Annotated in this window: 26 protein-coding genes; 9 read left to right on the plus strand and 17 right to left on the minus strand. The window is 64.0% G+C overall.

Features of this window, described 5'->3' with window-relative positions; all coding sequences use genetic code 11:
- Positions 1-480 precede the first annotated feature (480 nt).
- Positions 481-1,671: a hypothetical protein gene (locus ACM0PB_RS14710; protein ID WP_151354710.1), complete on the plus strand. Its 1,191-nt coding sequence runs from the start codon at positions 481-483 to the stop codon at positions 1,669-1,671.
- A 517-nt stretch (positions 1,672-2,188) separates the two neighbouring features.
- Here ACM0PB_RS14710 and ACM0PB_RS14715 read toward each other — a convergent pair.
- From ACM0PB_RS14715 to ACM0PB_RS14725, 3 genes are all read right to left on the minus strand, one after another.
- The gene (locus ACM0PB_RS14715; RefSeq protein ID WP_151354708.1) at positions 2,189-2,677 is read right to left on the minus strand and encodes a hypothetical protein; all 489 of its coding nucleotides are present in this window, start codon (positions 2,675-2,677) and stop codon (positions 2,189-2,191) included.
- 407 nt (positions 2,678-3,084) lie between these two features.
- The gene (locus ACM0PB_RS14720) at positions 3,085-3,309 is read right to left on the minus strand and encodes a hypothetical protein (protein ID WP_151354707.1); all 225 of its coding nucleotides are present in this window, start codon (positions 3,307-3,309) and stop codon (positions 3,085-3,087) included.
- 338 nt (positions 3,310-3,647) lie between these two features.
- Entirely contained in the window at positions 3,648-4,358 is a 711-nt protein-coding gene (locus ACM0PB_RS14725; RefSeq protein ID WP_151354706.1) for a hypothetical protein, read from the minus strand.
- 167 nt (positions 4,359-4,525) lie between these two features.
- On the opposite strand from ACM0PB_RS14725, the gene ACM0PB_RS14730 reads away from it, so the two are divergent.
- Positions 4,526-5,281: a tetratricopeptide repeat protein gene (locus tag ACM0PB_RS14730; RefSeq protein ID WP_414604419.1), complete on the plus strand. Its 756-nt coding sequence runs from the start codon at positions 4,526-4,528 to the stop codon at positions 5,279-5,281.
- Positions 5,282-5,341: 60 nt separating this feature from the next.
- Here the strand turns inward: ACM0PB_RS14730 and ACM0PB_RS14735 are convergent, their stop codons facing one another.
- Complete coding sequence (locus ACM0PB_RS14735) at positions 5,342-5,866, minus strand: transporter (protein ID WP_414604420.1); 525 nt, start codon at positions 5,864-5,866, stop codon at positions 5,342-5,344.
- Positions 5,867-6,456: 590 nt separating this feature from the next.
- On the opposite strand from ACM0PB_RS14735, the gene ACM0PB_RS14740 reads away from it, so the two are divergent.
- A complete protein-coding gene (locus ACM0PB_RS14740) occupies positions 6,457-6,813 on the plus strand; it encodes a hypothetical protein (protein WP_414604421.1) in 357 nt (118 codons plus the stop codon).
- The gene (locus tag ACM0PB_RS14745) at positions 6,814-7,284 is read left to right on the plus strand and encodes a hypothetical protein (protein ID WP_065186728.1); all 471 of its coding nucleotides are present in this window, start codon (positions 6,814-6,816) and stop codon (positions 7,282-7,284) included.
- 104 nt (positions 7,285-7,388) lie between these two features.
- Here ACM0PB_RS14745 and ACM0PB_RS14750 read toward each other — a convergent pair whose 3' ends face one another.
- The 9 genes from ACM0PB_RS14750 to ACM0PB_RS14790 all read right to left on the minus strand — a co-directional run bounded on the left by ACM0PB_RS14750 (position 7,389) and on the right by ACM0PB_RS14790 (position 15,963).
- Positions 7,389-8,015, minus strand: a complete 627-nt coding sequence (locus ACM0PB_RS14750) for a nucleotidyltransferase family protein (protein ID WP_065186729.1) — start codon at positions 8,013-8,015, stop codon at positions 7,389-7,391.
- The gene (locus ACM0PB_RS14755; RefSeq protein ID WP_065186730.1) at positions 7,991-9,052 is read right to left on the minus strand and encodes an XdhC family protein; all 1,062 of its coding nucleotides are present in this window, start codon (positions 9,050-9,052) and stop codon (positions 7,991-7,993) included. Before ACM0PB_RS14755 ends, ACM0PB_RS14750 begins: the two co-directional genes overlap by 25 nt.
- A 9-nt stretch (positions 9,053-9,061) precedes the next feature.
- The gene (gene paoC, locus ACM0PB_RS14760) at positions 9,062-11,266 is read right to left on the minus strand and encodes an aldehyde oxidoreductase molybdenum-binding subunit PaoC (protein ID WP_414604422.1); all 2,205 of its coding nucleotides are present in this window, start codon (positions 11,264-11,266) and stop codon (positions 9,062-9,064) included.
- Positions 11,266-12,216 (minus strand): FAD binding domain-containing protein, encoded by a 951-nt coding sequence (locus ACM0PB_RS14765; RefSeq protein ID WP_065186732.1) that lies wholly within the window; start codon positions 12,214-12,216, stop codon positions 11,266-11,268. Before ACM0PB_RS14765 ends, paoC begins: the two co-directional genes overlap by 1 nt.
- Positions 12,213-12,860 (minus strand): aldehyde dehydrogenase iron-sulfur subunit PaoA, encoded by a 648-nt coding sequence (paoA, locus tag ACM0PB_RS14770; RefSeq protein ID WP_414604463.1) that lies wholly within the window; start codon positions 12,858-12,860, stop codon positions 12,213-12,215. The genes ACM0PB_RS14765 and paoA overlap by 4 nt, the downstream gene beginning before the upstream one ends.
- Before the next feature lie 309 nt (positions 12,861-13,169).
- Positions 13,170-13,685, minus strand: coding sequence for an Ohr family peroxiredoxin (locus tag ACM0PB_RS14775; protein ID WP_065186733.1), 516 nt, complete (start codon positions 13,683-13,685; stop codon positions 13,170-13,172).
- Between the two features lie 47 nt (positions 13,686-13,732).
- The gene (locus tag ACM0PB_RS14780) at positions 13,733-14,500 is read right to left on the minus strand and encodes an SDR family oxidoreductase (protein ID WP_005416551.1); all 768 of its coding nucleotides are present in this window, start codon (positions 14,498-14,500) and stop codon (positions 13,733-13,735) included.
- Between the two features lie 126 nt (positions 14,501-14,626).
- Positions 14,627-15,658 carry a LysR family transcriptional regulator gene (locus tag ACM0PB_RS14785; RefSeq protein WP_065186735.1) on the minus strand — a complete coding sequence of 344 codons (1,032 nt, stop codon included), beginning with the start codon at positions 15,656-15,658 and terminating at the stop codon, positions 14,627-14,629.
- Positions 15,655-15,963, minus strand: a complete 309-nt coding sequence (locus tag ACM0PB_RS14790; RefSeq protein ID WP_065186736.1) for a sigma factor-like helix-turn-helix DNA-binding protein — start codon at positions 15,961-15,963, stop codon at positions 15,655-15,657. The genes ACM0PB_RS14785 and ACM0PB_RS14790 overlap by 4 nt, the downstream gene beginning before the upstream one ends.
- Positions 15,964-16,052: 89 nt before the next feature.
- Between ACM0PB_RS14790 and ACM0PB_RS14795 the strand changes: the two genes are divergently transcribed.
- The 3 genes from ACM0PB_RS14795 to ACM0PB_RS14805 all read left to right on the plus strand — a co-directional run bounded on the left by ACM0PB_RS14795 (position 16,053) and on the right by ACM0PB_RS14805 (position 17,949).
- Positions 16,053-16,532 (plus strand): carboxymuconolactone decarboxylase family protein, encoded by a 480-nt coding sequence (locus ACM0PB_RS14795; protein ID WP_414604423.1) that lies wholly within the window; start codon positions 16,053-16,055, stop codon positions 16,530-16,532.
- Positions 16,533-16,587: 55 nt separating this feature from the next.
- A complete protein-coding gene (locus tag ACM0PB_RS14800) occupies positions 16,588-16,992 on the plus strand; it encodes a cupin domain-containing protein (protein ID WP_065186737.1) in 405 nt (134 codons plus the stop codon).
- Between the two features lie 75 nt (positions 16,993-17,067).
- Positions 17,068-17,949, plus strand: coding sequence for an RNA polymerase sigma-70 factor (locus ACM0PB_RS14805; protein ID WP_414604424.1), 882 nt, complete (start codon positions 17,068-17,070; stop codon positions 17,947-17,949).
- Between the two features lie 112 nt (positions 17,950-18,061).
- On the opposite strand, the gene ACM0PB_RS14810 is transcribed toward ACM0PB_RS14805, so the two are convergent.
- A complete protein-coding gene (locus tag ACM0PB_RS14810; protein WP_414604425.1) occupies positions 18,062-18,982 on the minus strand; it encodes an MBL fold metallo-hydrolase in 921 nt (306 codons plus the stop codon).
- 480 nt (positions 18,983-19,462) lie between these two features.
- On the opposite strand from ACM0PB_RS14810, the gene ACM0PB_RS14815 reads away from it, so the two are divergent.
- Positions 19,463-20,416, plus strand: coding sequence for an alpha/beta fold hydrolase (locus ACM0PB_RS14815; protein WP_111201037.1), 954 nt, complete (start codon positions 19,463-19,465; stop codon positions 20,414-20,416).
- Between the two features lie 237 nt (positions 20,417-20,653).
- Entirely contained in the window at positions 20,654-20,965 is a 312-nt protein-coding gene (locus ACM0PB_RS14820) for a hypothetical protein (protein ID WP_111201036.1), read from the plus strand.
- Positions 20,966-21,008: 43 nt separating this feature from the next.
- Here the strand turns inward: ACM0PB_RS14820 and ACM0PB_RS14825 are convergent, their stop codons facing one another.
- The 3 genes from ACM0PB_RS14825 to ACM0PB_RS14835 form a co-directional block, all read right to left on the minus strand.
- Positions 21,009-21,290 carry a hypothetical protein gene (locus tag ACM0PB_RS14825; protein ID WP_262220023.1) on the minus strand — a complete coding sequence of 94 codons (282 nt, stop codon included), beginning with the start codon at positions 21,288-21,290 and terminating at the stop codon, positions 21,009-21,011.
- A gap of 281 nt (positions 21,291-21,571) precedes the next feature.
- Positions 21,572-21,841: a hypothetical protein gene (locus tag ACM0PB_RS14830; RefSeq protein ID WP_414604426.1), complete on the minus strand. Its 270-nt coding sequence runs from the start codon at positions 21,839-21,841 to the stop codon at positions 21,572-21,574.
- Between the two features lie 56 nt (positions 21,842-21,897).
- Positions 21,898-22,113: a hypothetical protein gene (locus ACM0PB_RS14835; protein WP_081275850.1), complete on the minus strand. Its 216-nt coding sequence runs from the start codon at positions 22,111-22,113 to the stop codon at positions 21,898-21,900.
- Positions 22,114-22,155 lie beyond the last annotated feature (42 nt).

Genomic DNA, 22,155 nt, shown 5'->3' on the forward strand with positions numbered 1-22,155 from the left:
TTTAAAAATCAAGATGGGGCGCGATCTAGGGACAAATGCCATCAATTTGGAACGACGACAGTGACTGGTGAAGCCTGGATCGGGCAATGGCGTAATGAACATAATATACATTATGCGAAATGCCGTATCGGTCTGTGGCCGCGTTCGTGTCTTCGGCGTGGCAATGGCTGGGCCTCTGGCTCGGCTCTTGCCTGCCTGCTCGCTCCCCCGACAACGTATCGACTTGGATGGACGTAATCGCGATGCCGGCAGTCGCCATCATCCTGCCACTGTCGTTAATCTGCGGGACGTTGTGAGCCAGCGCAAACAGCGTTCGGCGGTGGCGATGACTGGCCCTGACGCCGACCTATCGATAGGCGTCCTGACGGTACCGGGGCGTAAACCTCGCCAGCGCGTGTGAGGCGCTTTCGTAGGGGCGCTGCCCCCACACCCCGCTAAACTGGGATCCTCATCAGGAATGAAACCCTCGGAGGATCCGTAATGCTACCCAAGCGACAGGTCGTGCCCCTAGACCAGATACCGGCAGCTCTAGAAAAGACGGGCTTCATTCTTGAGCATGTCGTTGCAGACGCCTTCAAGAAGTCCCGATGGACAACCATAGGAAGCCGCTACTACGCAGACGATGTGGACGGGCGTGCCCGAGAGCTAGATCTAATCGCTTACAGGACTGTTGCAAGTAGAGACTTGGATGTGGTGTCGGCAGTTCTCGCAAGCTGCAAGAAGGATGAAGCGCGTACATGGGCCTTCCTTACTGAAGAGAAGCCCCGCCAAGACCCGAATTATGATTGGAATCCTGTGCACTTCTGGACGGACGTTGAACCTTTGCGTACGTACATGAATACGGAAGATTGGCGAAAAGATCTCTACGGCGCTCTGGGCGGTAGCTACGAGGACCTATTCACTGCAACAAGATCCGTCTTTGCTTTTCAGCAGCTTGGAGTGACTCAGCAGAATCAAGCAAAGAATAGAGGTGCTGCGAAGCGTGACGCTGCAGTGCCGCAGCCTGTTGTGACGGCGCCAGTTACCTCGCAGAACGATGATCAGATTTTTGGCTCGATCGTTAGTGTGATGAAGGCGCTGGACCATGAGATGGAGTCTTTGCCAAACAGGGCAAAGAACAAGAAGCGGCTCTACCACTTCACCTTGCTTTCCATCGTGGATGCCCCCTTGGTAGATGTCTTCTACAAAGGAAATGCACCGACTGTGACCGAAATTGATGGAATTACCCATCTATCTCGCTACATGGTTAATCGAAGAGAGCTGTCCGCCTTGGTGCACTTTGTTCAGGCGAGCGCCCTACCCCAATATTTGAAGTGTCTTACAGAGTCTACGGCACCTTCGTCGGAGTTCTTCGCCGAGTTGGTGGGACGGTCCTATGAGGCAATCAAGTCCAATGTGCATGTCCGTTCCTATTTCTCAAAAGCCATGAAGGGCATGCTGACCTGGAGGATCAATGAGGCGTTGCGCCGATTGACTGGGGTTTACGGTGAAGTGTCTTCCATCGAGCTAGGGGTTAAGGATGATTTCCTGGAGATCGAACTGAATGAAGATCAGTTCACTATCGACCTGCTGAATCAAGAAGCCGAACTATCCGATTCAGTGGCGGCGCTCCTAAAGAAGAGGGCCAGGTATCAAGGCAAGTTCCGGTTTGCGGTCGACATACCCTTCTAGGGTTCTTATTCATGGCTCCCGGCAGCGGAGCCATTCGCCCTTAGCATTTCGCAACTGCTCCCAGCCATTACTAAGACGCCGCATTGCAGTGCCGCCGGGTCTTGCACGACTACAGCTAAGTGGCCGCTCTCGGCCACAAGCGGACATCCACCCTACCCTTGATAAATCTTCCTAATCCCTACTCCGCGACTGTCCGCTTCCGGCCAGAAGCGGGCATCGACCAACGTCTGAAATACGCAGACCCGCAAAGCGAGTTCGGCCTGAATAAACTGTTAGCGCCCACTATCGCTTCTTGGCCGACCGCTGAGTAAGGGCCGAGCCGGCCGCAGTCTTGGAACTCTTGCTGGTTGACGAGTCTCTCAGCGTTCTCGAAGCGGCTGAGGCTGCGCTTGCGGAAGTGACATTGCTTGATTTGAACTGTGACAGTGCAGATCCCGCAGCTGATTTAGATTTCTTGCTACTGGAACTGTCACTCAAGACTTTCGACGCAGCCGATGCCGCGCGCTTTGACGTCTTTTCAGTTGCCATTTGTTGCCTCCTGGGCCTGTTTGACCATTGCGACTGGCGATGGATCACGAAGAACAATCAATGCTAGCAGTACTAGGAGCAGTGAGAAGAGAAGCGTGCTTACGATCCCGGCGGCAACGTTAGCGCCAAACTGCGGCCAAAATTTGGTGCTAGAGCGGATCTCCGAAACAATCACATCATTAAGAATGTCTTTCTTATAGTCCTCCTCTATCGTCGCGGCGATCTCCTCTGCATATACCTTCAATGCGTTTTCAGCGGTGCCACGAACTCGAAGAAGGACTGAGTCCGGTTGTTGCTGATACCAGTCTCGAATCTGTTGAGAGCTAGGTAGCGAGCCACTTCTTGATTCTATGTGGCGCATCCACTCTATTCGCTGTTCTTCAAGAACGGCGAAGGCCACAAGACCATACAACCAATTATCCTGAGACTGCTCGACAAGGAGTTTGTATGTGTCTTCGGGTCCCGATAGCGTGCTCATGGACTCTCCTGTGTGGGCGCTAACATCAGAGTTAAGCCGATCCGCAGGACGGGTTCGGCTTGAATAAATTGTTAGACGGCATCTACGCCGAAGATATTCTTGTCCCAGAACTCGATCCGCTGATCTAGCCTGAGGCCGTTATGCTCAATTGCATGACTTGGCTCAAACCCATAGATGGTTCCAGCGTAGTGATCGAGACCGATGATTGCTATGTCCCGTACGAGCACGTTCTGATCTCCAGAGCGGAGGCTTAACCGATCACCCTCGGCGATGGCGTGTCGTACCAATGAGCCGCCAGTGTAGAAGATTGTTTCGTTCGGGACTCTCTCAGTAAGCATGTTTCCTCCTGTGTCGCCCAACGCCTGAACTAGTCCGCGCCGCGAAGCGGCGTCGGCTTGGATGAACTATTAGACAGCTGGCTCATACATGAAGTTGCCGTCAGCGCCAAGTTTTAACTCAAGTGAGTTGTCGCTAAGAGCATCAGTGAGAAGTACTTTGGTGCCCGACTGGATCGCGGTACGCAGCATTTCTGGAATTTCCGCGTTAGCGATTGGGTTGTTCGTTCGCTCCGCCAGTAAATCCTGCAGTGCTTCAAACTCGATAGTGATCGTCGCTACTTTAGTGAAGTCCATTTTTTCTTTGAGTTGTAGAAGTGGGGATGCAGGGGTCTAACTACCTAGTAACCGGATTCTTGGGTCCGGCTATACAATTCATCCACAGCGCACCGTATGGCGAACAATGCCATTGGCATGGCCGATCTTAGGGCGACGGGGTCCGGTTAACAAGCCGATGCATCGCCGGGGCCACCGAGCTGAGCAGGACGCATTTCAGGAGCCGTGGAGAAGCACTGATGGATGTCCGCTTTGGGTCCGTAGCTTCCGTGCCCCTACCCCCGATAAACATCCCTTATCGCTATCCCCGTACTGAAGTGCACTGCCACTCTCAGCTTGGCGCTTGCCGAGATCCAGCCCTATTGGACTGCCGGAGCAGGAATCACACCCTTTCGCAGAATCTCCAACCTCCCAACATCGCCAACAGGCACAAGCACTGTAGCCTTCCGCACCGGGTCCCACAGTGCATAGCTGTCACCAAGACGACCAATCAGGCTTAGGTCGCCCTGCACCTTTCCATCAACAGTCACAGCCGTCACGTGCTTGCCGCCGCCAGAGGAAATCTTCTCGGCACGCTGGGAGCCAAGCATGCTTGACGCTATCGAGACGTAGACCAACATCACCAAGGCGTAGATCAGCCAAGGGGAATCTTTCACTGCGGTGGGCACCACCGGCGAAAGATGCACGATCAACGCACAGATGATCGTCAGAAGTACCCCTATCAGAAGAGGCCACGTGTTCGACCACCAAAGCAGCAGCCCCAGGACAGCGAAGAAAAGCACTGGAAACAGCCATGCGAACAGCTTGCTTTTGGAGCTGCCGCTCGTGACCTTCATCTCCACCCAGCCGCCAAGCAGCGAGGCCAGCAGCATGAGAAATAACACCATGCCGATCCCAGCAAGCCCTGCCAGTGCAAGCTCACTCACCGCAACAAACTGAAAGGGATCCAGGCCGAAGTGCCCCCAATACTCCTTTAGGTACAAAGCCCCTTGAATCAATCCAAAGGTGACGAGCGCCGAACCCCATCCAGCAACATCAGCCATCGTTAGCGTCTTCTGCGTACGTTCCATGTATCCCCTTCCATCGATGCAGCCCCGCCACATAGTGGCATGCTGCGCTCCGCTCTGCAGAATCACTCTATTAACGTGACGCGTCACGCCCGTTCACCCCCCGCCTCATTGGCGCCCCCCCCTCCCCTACTATAGTTCCCCCCCCTAACAAGGACGAGGCACCCCACATGCCCTATATCGGAATCGGACTCCACGTACTGGCCGCCATCTACTTCGCGGTGCACGCCATCCGCTCGGGCCAGAGCCTCTACTGGCTCATCCTGCTGTTCTCGTTCCCGCTGCTCGGCAGTGTCGTCTACTTCCTGGCGATCTATTTCCCGGAAGTCCGTCACTCGCGCGGCGCCCGACAGGTCGTCCGTTCCGCCAAGCAGCTCATGGACCCGGGCCAGGACCTGCGCAACGCCCGTGCCGAACTGGCCCGCACGCCCACCGTGCAGAACCGGGTTCGCCTGGGCATGACGCTGCTGGATGCCGGCCAAGCCGAGGAAGCCAGAACCCTGCTTGAGCAGGCAGCCAACTCGCCGCTGGGCGACGATCCCTACATTCTGACCGGCCTGGCGCGTGCCCGCCTCGATTCCGGGCAGCCCGCGCTTGCGGCGGAGACGCTGGACGGCTTGTTCGCCCGCCATCCGGATGTGCGCCGCAAGCCGGAACAGACCCTGCTTTACGCGCAGGCACTGGCAGCTACCCAGGCGCCCGGCACCCGCGCCGCGTTCGAGCGCGCCGTCGAATGCGGAAACGATGCGGCCGCTCGCTGCCTCTACGCCGAATGGCTGATGGCGCAGCCGCAACCCGACGATCGCGAGCAAGCCCGCAGCCTGTTCGCCAGCATCATCGACGATGCCCAGCACTGGTCGCGCCACGCGCGGAGCCACAATGCCGCATGGCTGGAGCGAACCAAGGCGGCGTTGAAGGGCTACTGACGACCCGGCAGCAGGTGTGGGCTCGAACACCTGCACTTCCAGGAAACTATCGCAGCCGGCCTAGCGGGAGCCCGGCTTGGGGAAGAGCAGCCTGGGGGTTCCGATAAACAGCAGCCATGCACCCAGGGCCGCTCCGTAGGCGAGCACCGTTCCCACAAGGAATGTGCCGAAGAGACTGCCGGTGAACAGCTGATACAGCCCTTTGCCGCGACCTGCAGCGCTGCCTCCAACAGTCAGCACGATGACCGGCAGCATGATCATTCCGCTGCAGAGGATCAGGGAGAAGGTACCCAGCAACCATCGCTTCAATGGCGGGTTCCATGGCATGGGATAGCCTGCGAGCAGTCGCCTCATCCAAAGAAACAGTACTGGAAAGGCGATCAGGTACATCAATGCCACATACAACCAGGTTCGAGCATCAGCGCTGCCCGCCTCGAAGATGGCTCGCGGGTATACCCCTGTGCGATAGAGCGTTTCTGCGCTTGCCGCCAGCGTCGCGCTAATGATCATCGCAGGCTTGAACAGGCGCGACACCTTGCCCCATTGCGCGTTGCGTAGTTGCTGCCCGTCAGTCATGCCAGACATGAAAACCTTCTTGGGCGGATGCGTCCATGAGGTACCAAGGGGCATTGTGCAGATGATTCGCCCCGCCACATGGTGACACGCAGCGCTTTGCTTCGCAGATTTCACCTATTAACGTGACGCGTCACGCGCAATTGGTAGCGCATTGCTGGACACGCCTGTCGCATTTGCCTTGCACACAGCCCCGCCGGGCGGATGCCGACAGCGCGCAGAGCTGCACCACCGACATGGTCGATAGCGTTGCAGCGCAAGGCTCCAGCTTGGTTTCGTCGTATGCAACGATTCTGAAAATGTTGAAAGTGGTGACGTCATCAGCCCTACTGCATTGGCATCACGCATAGGTCCGCGTATTCCTTGCCCTGCCACCGTGCATCGGTGGTCGGGATTCGAAACCCCGGTTGTGTGGATGTTGCTCGCACTTGCCAGCCGGCACTGCTTCGCGCGGTGCCGGCTGGCAATCCGTCAGTCGGCTATGGCGGGCGGTGCGTGGAGGCCTTGCGCCTGCCCGGTCATCCACACACGGGGTTTCGAACCACGCATCGTCCGCCACCTTTATCGGTGGCGGCTTCTGCATGCACGCAAGGAGCCCAGCCATGACCCAGCCCCCCTCCCCTGCCCCGCACCCCATCCACGACGCGCCTGCCAACGGTCCTGCCTTGGACCCGAACACCCTCATCGCCCTGCTGCACAGCATCAGCTCCGGCGCCGCCTCCGATGGTCAGCCGTGGCCTGAACGCCATCAGATGCCCGGCCGGCGCATCGCCTTGGCGGATACCGACTGCTCGCTGGCCGGGCTTCGCGTGGTCCTGGAGATTCTGCTGGCCGCGCAGCGCGCCCGCGAGAACGGCGAGCTGGAGCAATACGTCGGCCCGCGCGTGATGGAGGGGCTGATCATGGCCGGAATCGGCCTTACCGCACACGCCAGTACCCGACTGCATCCGGAGGGCTGAGTGGCCTGGTGGCGCTGGGCGGCCACCGCGCTCTGTCTTGTGGTGGTGGTTGCGGCACAGACGCAGTGGCCGGCGCCGCCCAAGCCCTCGCCTATCGGTTTCCACAGCATCCCCGGCGATCGCTTTCTGCAGTTGCGCCGCCAAGCCATGCAGTTCGTGGAGGCTCGGCCACGACAGGGCTTCCAGTTCGTTGAGCGGCGCCGAGATGCCGAGTTCCAGGTTCATTGCCGAGGCATACCCGTGCTGTGGCTGGAGAGGCGCTCGCAACATCTGCTGTTGCAGGTCTCACTGGACGCGAAGCAGCGGGCGCCTGCCGTTATGCGGTTGCGGGCGCTCCTCGAATGGCAGTTGGAGCCGTTGGATTACCTGGAGCAGGTACTGGCTGGCGTGCCGGAACCTGTTCTGTTGGATCGGGTGCTGCAGATCCTTGCTGGTGATGTGCCTGATGGGGCGCGATGTGGCGTGCCGTAGTCGAGCATGGCTCGACTCTACAGGGCTGAGGGCAGCGAGGGTCCGGGCTCCAGCCCTGCCGCTCGTCACCTGCGCGACAGGCATTGGCCCAGTGATCATGCGGGTCACCCCTCGGCATCGATCCAGCCCGCATCGCGCGCACGCGCAAGATCTTCTGGCGTATCGATATCCAGGCCCAGTTCCGGTGCCTGTAGGACATGCACCGTATCGACAGGAAGTTGCCGCAGGCGCGCTCCGAAGCCGCGGTCACCGGTTGCACCCGCAGAGTTGAACCATGCACGCGGCACTACCGCGGGAATGCCAGGCGCGTCTCCATGACGGGTGCCGGCGCACCCCGACGCCGAGGCGCGGGCACCCGAAAGCAGCGCCTGCAGATGGGAGTGCTCGATCGCGGGCTGGTCGCATGCCACGACCATCACCGCGCCCACCGTGGGCAGCAGGTGTGCGTCGGCAACCTGCAGACTGCTCGCCAGGCCGCGTTCCCAGTGGTGGTTGGTTACCGGAGTGGCATCCAGCCCGGCAATGCTGGATGTCACGGCCTGTGTGTTCGCGCCCACCACGACCAGGACCTGCGCTGGCGCGAGCTCCCGCGCCAACCGCACCACGCGATGTACCAAGGTCTCGCCCTGCCGGGTCAGAAGCTGCTTGGGCTGGCCAAGTCGGGTGCTCCCGCCGGCAGCCAGCACGACGACCGCATGCGCGTCAGTCACCTGCCGTGCGCGCTTCGCCATTGCTGCAGCTGCGCGGCGATGCTGAGCGAAATCGCCTCTGGCCCCCGGCCGCCGATGCTCAGGCCGACCGGTGACCGAAGTCTCGGGGACAGGCGGTGGCGCTGTTCCGGTGTCAGCAGCTTGAACAGGTCCTCGCGCCTTCGCCGTGGCCCCAGCAGTCCAATGAACGCGACGTTGGTATCAGCCAGGGCCACCAGCGCCTCCCGGTCCAGTTCGAAATCGTGATGCATCACCAGTACCGCGTCGCACGGGTCGCCATGAAGGGCCTCGGCCGGGTTGGTCTGACGATGCGCATCTGCGCACTGCCCGGCTGAGGCCCAGCGCGCTCGCCGTTCGGCCACGCTGACCCGCCACCCCAGGCCGCGCAGCAACGGAACCAGGGAGGGCGTTTCGGGACCGCCCCCCAACACCAGGGCCCGCGGAAGCCGGGGCAACGGCAAACGCCACGCACCCTCGCCAAAGGGCTGCGTACCCTCCATCGTATGCAGCTGCCACGCCTGCTCGTGATGGCCGGCACGGAAAATGACCTGCCCCGACGTGCGAAGGTCGCGCTGGAGTGACACACCCTCGCGCAACCAAGCCTCGATGACGTCGTCGATGCCGGCCATGGCACGCAATGGCAGGAGCGCCATCCGCAGCCGGCCGCGGCAGCCGAGCGCGGACCCACTCAACAGGTCGTCGTCACTGCGGGTGTCGATCTCGATCCAGTCGACCCGCCCTGCCGCGCTCACCTGCTCCGCGCGTCGCGCGAGCTCGGGCTCCAGGCATCCGCCGCTCAGCCAGCCGACCTGGCTGCCGTTGCAGAACAGCGCCATGTCGCCGGCACCGGCGTAGGTGGAGCCATCGGTTTCCAGCACCAGCGCGAGCACGGCGTGCTCGCCCGCGCGCACGCGCGTCAAGGCCGTCTCGAGCACGCCGCGCGGGCTGCCTTCGGCGAGGAAGCCCGGCGCTGCGGACAGGTGCTCGGCAAGATCGCAGGGCTCCCCTCCGCCTGCGGCGGAGGCCTCCAGAGTGGGCGAGGCTGCGGGTCGGTCCATGCGCAATGATCAGCCCACGTCGGGCAAGCCGGGCAACAGCTTGTCCAGGGTAATGGGATAGTCGCGCACGCGCACGCCGGTTGCGTTGTAGACCGCATTGGCGATCGCGGCGCCAACCCCGCAGATGCCCAGTTCACCCACGCCCTTGGCCTTCATCGGCGAGATCACCGGATCCAGCGTGTCGAGGAAGACCACCTCCTGATACGGGATGTCGGCGTGCACGGGAACCTCGTAGCCGGCCAGGTCATGGTTGATGAACAAGCCCAGCCGTTTGTCGACCACCAGCTCCTCCATCAGGGTCGCGCCCGCCCCCATCACCATCCCGCCGATGACCTGGCTGCGTGCGGAGAGCGGATTGAGGATCCGGCCGCCATCGCATACGGCAAGCATGCGGCGGATGCGTGTCTCTCCCGTGTAGGCATGCACAGCAACCTCGCAGAAATGCCCTGCATAGGTGCCGACGTCGTAGCCTTGCTTGAAGTCGCCGAAGGCAATGCCGTCCTCCGCCGACAGTGTGCCCGCCTCCGCCAGCTTGATGGTCCGCCCACCCACCTGGATGCGGCCATTGGCGAAGTCTGCGGTGTCGCCGTCGAAGCCCAGTTTCTCGCCCACCTTGCGGCGCAGGCTGACGCACGCCGCGTACACGCCCGCGGTGGAGCTTGCCGCGCCCCACTGGCCGCCGGAACCGGCGGAGGCGGGATGACGGGAGTCACCGAGGGTCACCTGGACCCGGTCCAGTGGCACGCCCATGGTCTCGGCTGCCGTCTGCGCGATGATTGTGTAGGAGCCGGTGCCGATGTCGGTCATGTCGGTCTCGACAATCACCCCGCCCTGGCCGTCAAGCCGGACCCGCGCCGCCGACTTCATTGTCGGTGCGCCGCGATAGCCCGCAGACACGCCCATGCCGATCAGCCAGTCCCCTTCCCTGACCTGCGCCGGCCTGGGGTTGCGCTTGCTCCAGTTGAAGCGCTCCGCGCCTTCGCGCAGGCAGCGCACCAGGTTGCGGTCGGAGAACTTCTTGGACGGATCGCCGGGCACGACCTCGGGCTCGTTGAGGATGCGGAACGCGATCGGGTCGAGGCCCAGCTTCTCGGCCATTTCGTCCATCGCTACTTCCAGCGCCATGTGGCCCGGTGCTTCGCCCGGTGCGCGCATCGCATTGCCTTCGGGCATGTCGAGCGTGGCGATGTAATTGGCCACCAGGCGATTGGCGCCTGCATAGAGCTTGGGCGTCTGCAGGGTGCCGTTTTCGCCATCCTCGCCATTGATATTGCCCGACCAGTTCTCATGGGCGATGGCGGAGATCCGGCCATCCTTTCCGCAGCCGATCCGCACGCGCTGGAGGGTGGCGTGCCGGTGCGTGGTGTTGTTGGGCATCAACGGGCGTTGCAGCGCGATCTTCACCGGCCGCCCGACCTGCTTGGCCGCCAGCGCGGCCAGCACCGCGTCGGCACGGATGAACAGCTTGCCGCCGAAGCCGCCGCCGATATAGGGCGAGTCCACGCGCACCTTGGCAGGATCGATGCCGAGGATCGCCGCCATGCCCTGCCTGGCCCAGTCGATCATCTGGTTCGCCGTCCACAGCGTGAGCGTGTCACCCTCCCAGGCGGCGATGGTGGCGTGCGGCTCCATCATCGAATGACTTTCGTCGGAGGTGTGGTAAGTCTCGTCGAGCTTGACCGCGGCGGTCGCGTAGGCGGTGTCGAAATCGCCGAGCGTCTGCCGGTCGGGCTTGCCGTCACGCCCCTTTGCCAGCGGCGCGGACGGTGCCAGAGCCGGGAAATCGAAGCGGCCCTTGCCGCGCTCGTAGCGGGTGCGGATCAGCGCCGCGGCGGCGCGGGCCTGCTCGAAGGTCTCTGCCACCACGCAGGCGATGGCCTGGTGGTAGTGGGCCACCTCGGCTCCGCCGAACAACGGTGCATTGTTCCAGTTCGATTTGCCGACCGGCTTGGTTTCCGGTGCGGTGATGACCGCCAGTACGCCGGGCGCGGCACGTGCGCGGGAGGCATCCATCGAAATGATGCGCCCCTTGCCGATGCCCGCACCGACGATGTAGCCGTAGGCCTGGTTCGGCGCCACGTCATGGCGCTCGTAGGCATAGGGGGCGGTACCGGTGGTCTTGCGTGGGCCGTCGATGCGCGGCGTCGACTTGCCGACGACCTTGGCCTTGTCGAACAGGTTGTCGCCGGCGGGGGCGTTGAATTCAAGGGGCATCAGCGCTCTCCTTCCACCAGCACCGCCGCGAGGGTGCGCTCGGCGAGCGCGATCTTGAACGCGTTCTCCCGCGTCGGGCGGGCACCGGCGAACACCTGCCGGGTCGCGGCCTTTACGCCGTCGCGCAGCAGCGGTTCGGCCGCCTCGACGCGCCACGGCTTCGGCGCGACCCCACCGAAGGCGAACCGCGCCGAGCCGTCACGCTGCACGACCGCGGCGACCGACACCAGCGCGAACGCATAGGACGCGCGGTCACGTACCTTGTGGTACACGTGCCGACCGCCCAGGGGTTGTGGCAGCGTGACGTGGGTGATCAACTCACCGCGCTGCAGCACGTTGTCCTGCTGCGGCCTGTCGCCGGGGGAACGATGGAAATCGGCAATCGGGATGCTGCGCGTACTGCCGTCACCCCTGACGGTCTGGATCGAGGCGTCCAGCACCCGCAGGGCCACCGCCATGTCGCCCGGATAGGTCGCGATGCAGCTGTCCGAGGTGCCGATCACGCCCATCTGCCGGGAGAACCCCTCGAGTGCGCCGCAGCCGGATCCGGGCAGGCGCTTGTTGCAGGGCAGATTGGGGTCGTAGAAATACGGGCAGCGCGTGCGCTGCAGCAGGTTGCCGCCGGTGGTGGCTTTGTTGCGCAACTGCCCGGAGGCACCTGCCACGATCGCGCGGGTCAGCACCGCGTAGTCGCGGCGCACGCGCTCATGCGACGCCAATGCGGTATTGGTGACCAGCGTGCCGATGCGCAGGCCGCCTTCGTCGGTGGGTTCGATCCTGTCCAGGCCGATGTCCTGCACATCGACCAGGTGCGCTGGCGTCTCGACCTCCAGCTTCATCAGGTCGAGCAGGTTGGTCCCTCCGGCCAGAAACTTCGCGCCCTCGGTACCGGCGACGGCCCTGGCGGCCTCGGCCGGGGATTTCGCGCGTTCGTAACTGAAGGCCCTCATGCGCGCCTCCCTGCAGAGGTCACGCCAGCGACCTCTGCCATCGCCTCGGCAATATTGGAATAGGCGCCGCAGCGGCAGAGGTTGCCGCTCATGCGTTCGCGCATTTCCATGTTGGTGGCCTGGGGCCGTGCGCTGACATCCGCCTGCACATGGCTGGGGACACCCCGCTTGATCTCGTCCAGTACCGCCACCGCCGAGCAGATCTGCCCCGGCGTGCAATACCCGCACTGGTAGCCATCATGCTTGATGAAGGCGGCCTGCATCGGATGCAGGTCATCGGGGGTTCCGAGGCCTTCGATGGTGGTGATGGCATCGCCCTGGTGCTGCACCGCCAGGCTGAGGCAGGCATTGATGCGCTCACCGTTGACCAGCACGGTACAGGCACCGCATTGACCGTGGTCGCAGCCCTTTTTCGTTCCAGTCAGCTTCAGATGTTCGCGCAGGGCATCGAGCAGCGTGGTCCGGGTGTCGAGCTCAAGCTCCCGCCGCTCGCCGTTGACGGTCAAGGCCACTGTGCTGATGACCGGCGGCCTGGGCGGCGGGGGCGCCGCCAGTTCGGCGGCGAGCGATGACGCCCCCGGTGCGGCGGACATCGCCACGGTCGTGACGCCGCCGGCGATCACCTGGCGACGCGTCAACTTCATTCCTTCATCACAACTTGGCACAGTGACCTCCTGGCGTTCGGGGAAACCCCGTGGCTGGATGGACGCGCTCACACTACCGAAGGGCCACTATGCCCATCTGCGGGGTACAGATCTGTGAAGTCGGCGAAATGTACGACCCTACCGAGGCAGGCAACCAGCCTGAGTGCCAGAAGAACATGTTGTAGCAAGTCCGAAGAAATCGACTGCATCCAGCCCTTTCAAAGACACCCGGACTCATTCCCAGCCTGCAGGCCAACTACGGCGGGCTTGTCTGAGTTGCCACTTCCCATGGTCGAGCATGGCTCGACTCTACAGAGGCGAAGCCTGCGGGCCGACCCGCACATGCACCGCATGGCTGACGCCACGATGGAACATCTTGGCGTATGGGCAGACGCGTTCGGTGTTGCGAACGAGTTCGCAGGCCAGGTTCTCATCCATGCCGGGAAGATGTACCACGATCTCGGCCGACAGCAGGTACAGCCCATCTGCCGGATCACGGGCGAAGGTGACCGCCACTTCGATGCTGGGGTTGTGCAGCAGCAGGCCGGCGCGCGCGGCCACCAGCACCATGGCGCCGTGGAAGCAGCCGGCATAGCCCGCAGCCAGCAGCTGCTCGGGATTGGCGCCGCCGCCAGGCCCGCCGAGCTCCGGCGGCAGGCGCAGGTCCACCGCCAGTGCACCGTCGTCCGATCGCACGACGCCGGACGCCCGCCCATGCTGGGCCTGGCCTCCGCTCACCCGCACGCGGCCGGTGTACAGCGGCTTCACGTCGTCGCCCTGGTAGCGGTCCAGCATGGCAGGCGAAGGCGGCTTCAGCTCGGTCATTGCACGGCTCCATCAAACGCAGCTGCGGCAGGCGATCGATTCGCCGCTCAGGCAGGCTGCCGCTGCAACAGACCGGACTGCTGCAGCCAGGCTTCGAAATCGACCTGCCCCAGCCACGCGTGGCCCGCGGGCACCAGCGTCTCGGTCTGCAGCGGCGCGCCGAAGTACAGTGCATCGGCGTCCGCCACCACCTGCCGGGAATCACCCGTCAGTTGCAGATAGCGCCTGGCCAGATCCGCCATCGCGCTGCGCTGCGGCCCGGCGATCTCCAGCACGCCATTGGCTGGCGCCTGCTGCGCGATGCGTGCCACCGCTTCGGCAACATCCTCGGCGGCAATCGGCTGCACGTCGGCGGCCGGCAGCCGCACGGCCGTCCCGTCGCCGGCGGACTGGATGATGCCCGGCAGGAACTCGAAGAACTGCGTGGAATGGATGATGGTGTACGGCAGGCCCGAGTCGCGGATCAGCCGCTCCTGGGCGATCTTGCCGCGGAAGTAGCCACTGGCGGCAAGCTTGTCGGTGCCCACAACAGAAAGCGCGACATGGTGGCGCACGCCGGCACGGGTGGCGGCCGCAAGTATGTTGTGGCCGGCGGTCACGAAGAACGAAAGCACTGCTGCGTCTTCGAACGAGGGCGAGTTGGCCAGGTCCACCACCACGTCGACGCCGTCCATGGCGGCATCCAAGCCCTCGCCGGTCAGTACATCCACCCCGGTGGAGGGCGCTGCCACCACGACCGCATGCCCGGCGACACGCAGGCGTTCCACCACCTTGCTGCCGATGCGGCCGGTACCACCGATGACGAGGAACTTCATTGCGTGTCTCCTGGTATGTAGAGGGGCTGCCGGGTGTGGCCGGGCGCAGGCATCGTAGGTGGCGCGGGCGCGAGGGAGTAGGTCCGTGACCGGCCGCGCACTGTTGCCCGGCACGCACCAGTACGCTCAGGCCAAGGCAGGCTGTGCGCCTGGCTTCAGAGGGGTGGCCTGCTGGCGTGCTTCCCAGTGCGAGATCACATCCAGTTCGAGCGCGCGCACCCGCTGCGTGCTGAAGTCGATGAAGGCACGCACGCGCTTGGGCAGCTGGCGGCGGCTGAGGTAGCACAGGTAGTGGCCGCGATCGAGCGGCGCATGCCGATCCAGGCAGGTCACCACCCTGCCCGCCCACAGCGCTTCACGCACCTGATAGCTGGGCAGCTGGGCGATGCCCAGCCCGTCGATGACGGCCTGCAGGGCCAGGTCGGCATCGTTGAACACCAGTGCAGCAGGCGGCTGCAGGTGTACTTCGGCACCGTCGACACGGAATTCCCAGGGCTGCATGCGTCCGCCCGGCAGGCGCCGCCCGATGCAGGCATGCGTGGGCAGCGTGTCCACCGACGCGGGTAGGCCGTGCACCTGCGCGTACGCCGGTGATGCACATACGACCAGCTGCATCGGCACCAGCTGCTTGGCGATCACTTGGCTGTCTTCCAGTAGGCCGTCGCGAAACGCCACGTCGATGCGATCACCGGCCAGGTCGGGGGCCTGCTCGTCCAGCAGCAGCTCCACGGATACCTGCGGGTACTCGGCACGGAAGGCTGCCAGCAAGGGCGCAATCACCCGACGGCCGAAGCCGTGGCTGGCACTGATGCGCAGGTGCCCGCGCGGCGGGCCCTCGCGCAGGTCGCGCATTTCCTCCAGCGCCTGCAGGATGCAGGTCACGCCCGGGTTGCAGCCCTCCAGGAACAGCTCGCCTTCGCGGGTGAGCGTGGTCGAGCGCGTGGTGCGCAGGAACAACCGCACGCCCAGCTGGCTTTCCAGCTTCTGCACGCTGCGGCTGACGGCCGAGCGGCCGATGCCGAGGCGGTCGGCCGCGCGCGCGAAGCTGCCCTCGGACGCCACTGCAATGAAGGCCAGCACGCCGGCGTAGCTGGTGGAGAAGGACGCATTGAGCGCATCGTGGCCGTCGCTGGCCAGGCGGGGCGTTGAGGCGTTCATGGGTGGCCTGGCTCCGGGCGGGCACGTTGTGCGTGCAGGTGGCTCCGCGCCAGCTTCAACCGTTGCCTGCACGCGGCAAGATCGAGCCCCAGCAGGGGCACGATGTCCTCGAATCCGGCACCCAGCACGTCGTGCAGCAACAGTACCGCACGTGCATCGGGCGGCAGTTCGCGCAATGCGGTGAGGAAGGCCTGCCAGACCTGTTCGCTGGCAGGGCGCGATGCGGTGCGCAGGTGCGATGAGGTGTCCATGCCCGGCAGACGGCCGAGCATCGGCCGCTGTGACAGGACATTGGTGCTTTTCATACAACAGCGTGCGGCCCGGCCCCCGCCTACCGGCATTGCGAATGCAGGCCTAGCCTCGCTGTGCCCTTCACACGCTACAGGAACACACCATGACCGCACGCCTGGATTACGCCGCGCAATCCCCCGAACTGTTCAAGAAGCTCGGCCTGTACTCGCATGCCGCCCACACCGCCTCGATCGAAGCGGCCATCATCCATCTGGTCAACATCCGTGCATCGCAGCTCAACGGCTGTGGCTTCTGCCTGGACATGCACGTGAAGGAAGCCACCCTGCGCGGCGAGCGTCCGCTGCGCCTGCATCACCTGGCGGCATGGCGTGAATCAACGCTGTTCAGCCCGCGCGAGCGCGCCTGCCTGGCCTGGACCGAAGTACTGACCCAGCTGCCGGCGCAGGGCGTGCCCGACGAGCTGTACGCACGCGTGCGCGGCCAGCTGTCCGATCAGGAAATTGTCGACCTCACCCACGCGGTGATGGCGATCAACGCCTGGAACCGCGCCAACGTTGCCTTCCGTACCACGCCCGGCACCCTGGACGCAGTCTTTGGCCTGGAGAAGGCCGGCCTGGCCTGATCCTTCCGCCGCTGCCCCATGCTGCGGCCCTGCTCTACCGCTTTGGAGACCTGCCATGCGTCGTTCTGTTCTGGCCCTGTTTGCGCTGCTGCCACTGTGCGGCGCTGCCGCCACCCCGCCCTCTGCTGCGCCCGAGCCCCTGGTGCGCGAGGTGATGACCCGCGCCCTGCCGGAGCAGCCCGGCAAGGAAGCGCTGATCCTTACCGTGGAGTATCCGCCGGGTGGCGCCGATCCTGTCCACCGCCACGATGCCCATGGCTTCGTCTATGTCCTGGAAGGGCGGATCGTGATGGGTGTGGCCGGCGGCAAGGAAGTCACCCTTGGCCCGGGCGAGGCCTTCCATGAAGGCCCGGCCGATCTGCACACCGTAGGCCGCAACGCCAGCGCCACCGAGCCGGCGAAGTTCGTGGTGTTCCTGATCAAGGACATCGGCAAGCCGGCGGTGCTGCCGCCGCACTGATCGCACGTCCGGCGCTGGCACCAACGACAGGTTCCCGGGTGTCACAATCCGGGGACCTGTCCCGTCTACGCTGGCATGGACGAATCCACTGCGCTGTTCTCACGCCTCCGCCCACGCCTGTTCGGCGTGGCCTACCGCATGCTTGGGTCTTCGCACGAAGCCGAAGACGTGGTGCAGGATGTCTGGCTGCGCTGGCATGGCACCGACCAGTCACAGATCGAGAATCCGGAAGCCTGGCTGGTGGCGACCACCACCCGTCGCGCCATTGATGGCCTGCGCCTGGCCCGGCATGCGCGCGAACACTATGTGGGCATGTGGTTGCCCGAGCCGCTGCTGACCGATGACACCGCCACGCCCGAGTACGTGCTGGAAACCGCCAGCGATCTGTCGGTCGCCTTCCTCAGTGTGCTGGAACGGTTGGCCCCGGATGCGCGTGCGGCTTTCCTGCTGCACGACGTGTTCGATCAGGATTACGCCGTGGTCGCGCGCACCCTGGACAAGACGCAAGCCGCCTGCCGGCAGATCGTGCATCGTGCGCGCCAGCAGCTCCGGCAGGAACGCCCGCGCTACAACGTCCCGCAGGACGTGCACCAGAAACTGCTGCGCCGCTTCGCCGAGGCCGCGTCCAGCGGGGATTTCCGCACGATGAAGGCCTTGATGGCCGAATCGGCCGAGCTGGTGGGTGACGGCGGCGGTATCGTCACCAGCTTCCCCGGGCCGATGGTCGGGGGTGCACGCATTGCCCAGCTGCTGTATGCCCCGCACCTGCGGCGCAGCGCGCAGTTGCGGATGGTGCCGGCCATGCTCAACGGACGGTTGGGACTGCTGCGCTATTTCGATGGCGAGCTGGAGGCGGCGATGGCCTTCGAGACCGATGGCGAGCGGATCACGCAGGTTCTGGTGCAGCGCAACCCGCGCAAGCTGCAGCGGTTGGCTCGCCCTATCGCCATCCAGTAGTTCCACGCCAGCCAGGGATGGCGTCCGTTGCCGGCCGCCCTTGCGGGATTCGAGCGGGGCGCCGATGCGCCCCGTCGAAAACCCTTGCTTGCGCTGTATCCGCAGGATCCGATCAGAAGTCCCAGAACACCGGCACCCAGCGGAACGTCTCGCCGTCCAGCGACACCCGGCCCACTGACGGGAACGGAAGATGGGTGGCCACCAGCAGTTCGCCGGTGCCGGCCAGGTCCTTCAGCAGAGCGACGCGAACGCGTGCGGATTCCTCCGGATCGTGCTCAAAACCGTTGTGCCAGTTCGGCTGGTCGAAGCCGACCGCGAACACCGCGTCACCGGCAAAGGTCAGGGCCTGCCCCGCGGACGCTACGCGCACCACGCAGTGGCCCGGGGTATGCCCACCGGTACGGCGGGCCGTCACGCCCGGCGCGATCTGCTGTTCGTCCTGGAAGGTGAGCACATAGCTGCTGTACTCGGCCCAGAAGTGCTTGGCCGTGGCGCGCAGTGCATCGGGGAAGCCCTGCGGCATGTTGGTACGGCTGAAGTCCGGCGACTTCCAGAACTCCACTTCCGCGGCTGCGACGTGGATTTTCAGGTCCGGGCGCAGCCGTTCCTTTACGCCTTCAACCAGCAGGCCGCCGACGTGGTCCATGTGCATGTGGGTAATCACCACGTCGGTGATTTCGCCCAGGTTGATGCCGGCGGCACCGAGGCGGCGGATCAGCTGGCCGGCGCGCGGCAGCTGCAGGTCCGGGTCCATGCCCAGGCCGGCATCGATGAGGATGGTGCGATCACCGCTGTGCACCACCATCACGTTCAATGCCCAGTCGAAGGCATCCTGCGGCAGGTACATCTCTTCGAACCATTCGGCACGGTCGGCGGCCGGCACGTTGTGGCCGAGCATCTGGGTGGGCAACGGCAGGACGCCATCGCTGATCACCAGCACTTCGACGTCGCCCACTTTCAGGGCGTAGCGCGAGGGCACCAGTTCATCGAGTGCGGGAGCAATGGGCGCGGCGGTGTTTTCCATACTGAACATGAGGGATCTCCACGAAGAGCCATTTGGCGGGCAGCAATGCAAGGCTGGCGCGAACGAATCCGGGCGCTTGCCCATGGCGCAGGCAGTGACATTGCCAGGGCACGGTTGCCTGGCGGCCAGCGCTGCGGAGTTCATGGGAAGACGGGCCACTGCGCGGGCAATGGGCCCGGAACACGGCAGGTGCCGTGTGGGATCAGCCTAGGCAGCACGCCGCAGGTGCGGTAGCTCCGTGAAGGGGTACGTCATGTTGCGTTCCGGGAAGCAATGCAGAACCGGCTGCAATGTCACCATCGCAAGCGCCTCTGGCTCGTTCGGTAGTGCGCAGGTCCAGGTCGGGCAGCTTCGGATGATCATCCAGTCGACCCCACTGTGGGTCCGCGCAATCAGGACGATCTATCAAGAAATTCGGACTTGTCATATCCCAGATGCCTGATTGCTGGCGCAAAGTACGTCTCACCACCCACCCATGAGAGTTCCCGCATGAACACCTTCGCCCGTACCCTGGCCGTTGCCACCCTCGCCCTCTCGGTCCAGGCCGGCCTGTCCGCGCAGGCCGCCGAACCGGCCACGCCGGCGGCAGTCACCAGCATCGCGCGCACCGCCAGCTACATCACCACCGCCGATGGCGTGCAGCTGTACTACAAGGACTGGGGCCCGAAGAACGGCCCGGTCGTGACCTTCAGCCACGGCTGGCCGTTGAACTCGGACAGCTGGGAATCGCAGATGATCTTCCTGGCCAACCACGGCTACCGCGTCATTGCCCATGACCGTCGCGGCCACGGCCGTTCCAGCCAGCCGTGGGATGGCAACGACATGGATCACTACGCCGATGACCTGGCCACGGTGATCAGTACGCTGGACCTGCACGATGTGACCCTGGTGGGCTTCTCCACCGGTGGCGGCGAAGTGGCGCGCTACATCGGCCGGCATGGCACCGGGCGGGTGAAGAAGGCCGTGCTGATCAGCTCGGTACCGCCGTTCATGCTGAAGACCGCCGACAACCCGAACGGCCTGCCGATCGAAGTGTTCGATGGCATCCGCAAGGCACAGATGGATAACCGCGCGCAGCTGTACAAGGACATTCCGTCGGGCCCGTTCTATGGCTTCAACCGCCCGGGCGCGAAGGTGTCGCAGGGGCTGATCGATGCGTGGTGGGCACAGGGCATGCAGGGCGGCCACAAGAACACCTACGACTCGATCGCTGCGTTCTCGGCCACCGATTTCCGCGCAGACCTGAAGAAATTCGATGTGCCCACCCTGGTCATCCACGGTGACGACGACCAGATCGTGCCGATCGATATCTCAGGCCGCCAATCGGCGAAGCTCATCAAGGGCGCAAAGCTGATTGTCTACCCGGGTGCGCCGCACGGCCTGACCGACACCCACAAGGACAAGGTCAACCAGGATCTGCTGGCGTTCCTGCAGGAAAAGTGAGTGTACGGGGCTCCGTCGTGACGGCGGAGCCCTTCCTGCCCAGAGGCAGGGCCGGCACCGGACGAGCGCCGGCTGCCACGTCAGTGCACGATTGCGGCCGTGGGATTTCAGGCCAGTCATGGCGCGCGGTGTGCACCTTGATGAAGGGTTAACCTCCAACAAAGCACACTGCGCTCTCACGGCTCTTCTCCGGCGCAGAATCCTTTGCTCCCGTGTCCAGCCCCAGACGACACGGCCATGCATCCTCCCAATGCCTTCCGGATCCACGCGATCCAGCCCCTTCTTGCGCGCAATGGCGCCATCGTTCGCCTCGATCAGTTGCGATCGACCTGCAAGAGCTGCGGCTTGCGCTCATCAATGACCCAGGACGCCGGCCTCAAGACGAGTCCATTGGGCACGACGCTCACGTGCCCCGCGTGCGGTGCCACGGGGCTGATGGACGAGGTGGAGATATGGCACCACTGGCTCGAACAGTGCCGGCGGGAACGGATGCTGGCGCTCTTCGATCCCGCACCTGACGAACCTCTGGAGCCTGATGGCCCCGAATGAGAGCGACACATGGGCTGTCCGGCCGGCGCCTCAGCGCCGCGCCTCAACCGTCGCCGGGGTGACGCCCTGCCACGCTACCCATCGTGAAGGCGTAGCCCGCCTCCTCCAGCAGCGCTCTCATGCGCAGCTCCACACGCCGGGGGGAAAGCAGGCTGTTGGGCGCGTACAGGGCATAGACGTAGCCTGCGCCGTCGATGATCTCGCGGCGCACGGCGCACTCATTGGATTCGGCAGCCTCGGACCAGACGGACATCAACCTGGCGGGACTGATGGATTGGCCGTTGCGAAGACGGAAGAACAGCCAGCGCACTCCCAGGGAACGCACCGGATTCAACCTAGCCACTGCGAACCCCCGATGCGCCGGAAAAGGTCCCTCAGGACCTCTGGATCCAAGCGTGGATGCTCGTCTTTCGAAGAGCGCGGAAGGTCGATACGTGCGGCGCCGTTCACCAGCGCGGGCAGATCGGACTGAAGGTCGATCCACCACCCCGTGGGCAGCCGGAGCCCCGTGCCCGTTCTATCGTAGATGCAGATCGGAAAAGTCATGGCGTTGCTCCTGGATGACCCGAGCATACGCCTGCGCGATGTCAGGTCTGGATGCGACGCCTAGGAAGATGCCGCATCGACGCGCTTTGCGCATTCGAATACGTGTGCTTCGTCCTGCTGGACCCTGCGGAACGACTCCAGCCAGCCGAACGCTGCGCCACGATTGTGAATCGTTTCGCCAAGCCTTCCGGTCAGGCACCGTGCGCACTCCATCCCGCCAGGACTGGGCGCATCGCAGCAACGGCATTGCGCCATCGTCGTCGTTCTCTCCGGGCGGCACTGGTACATGATCTTGGTCATCAGGCTGATCGCCTGGCTTTGTGCGGACATGCACGCTCCCTGTCTGCTGCGGAAGCAGCCGCGCGGCGCGCGGCTCCTCCTGTTCTTCAGCGACGCGTATCACCGCCGGGACCGCCTTTCTTTTGGTCCGTTGGATTCGAGTCGCTACGATCCTTCTTGTCCTGCTGCTGTTGTTCGCCTTGCCGGCCAGGCTCTTCCACGCTGGGCTCGCCCCCCTCGACCTGCCCCTGCTGCACGGGCTGTTCTGCTTCAGCGGAAGCGTTGGAGCGGTCATTCCTGTTCTGTTCGGGGACGCTGTTCATTTCGATTCTCCGTCGCAGCAAGGGTGCTGCCGATTGACTGTG

This window comes from Stenotrophomonas sp. AR029 (assembly GCF_047520695.2).
Classification (GTDB): Bacteria; Pseudomonadota; Gammaproteobacteria; order Xanthomonadales; family Xanthomonadaceae; genus Stenotrophomonas; species Stenotrophomonas sepilia.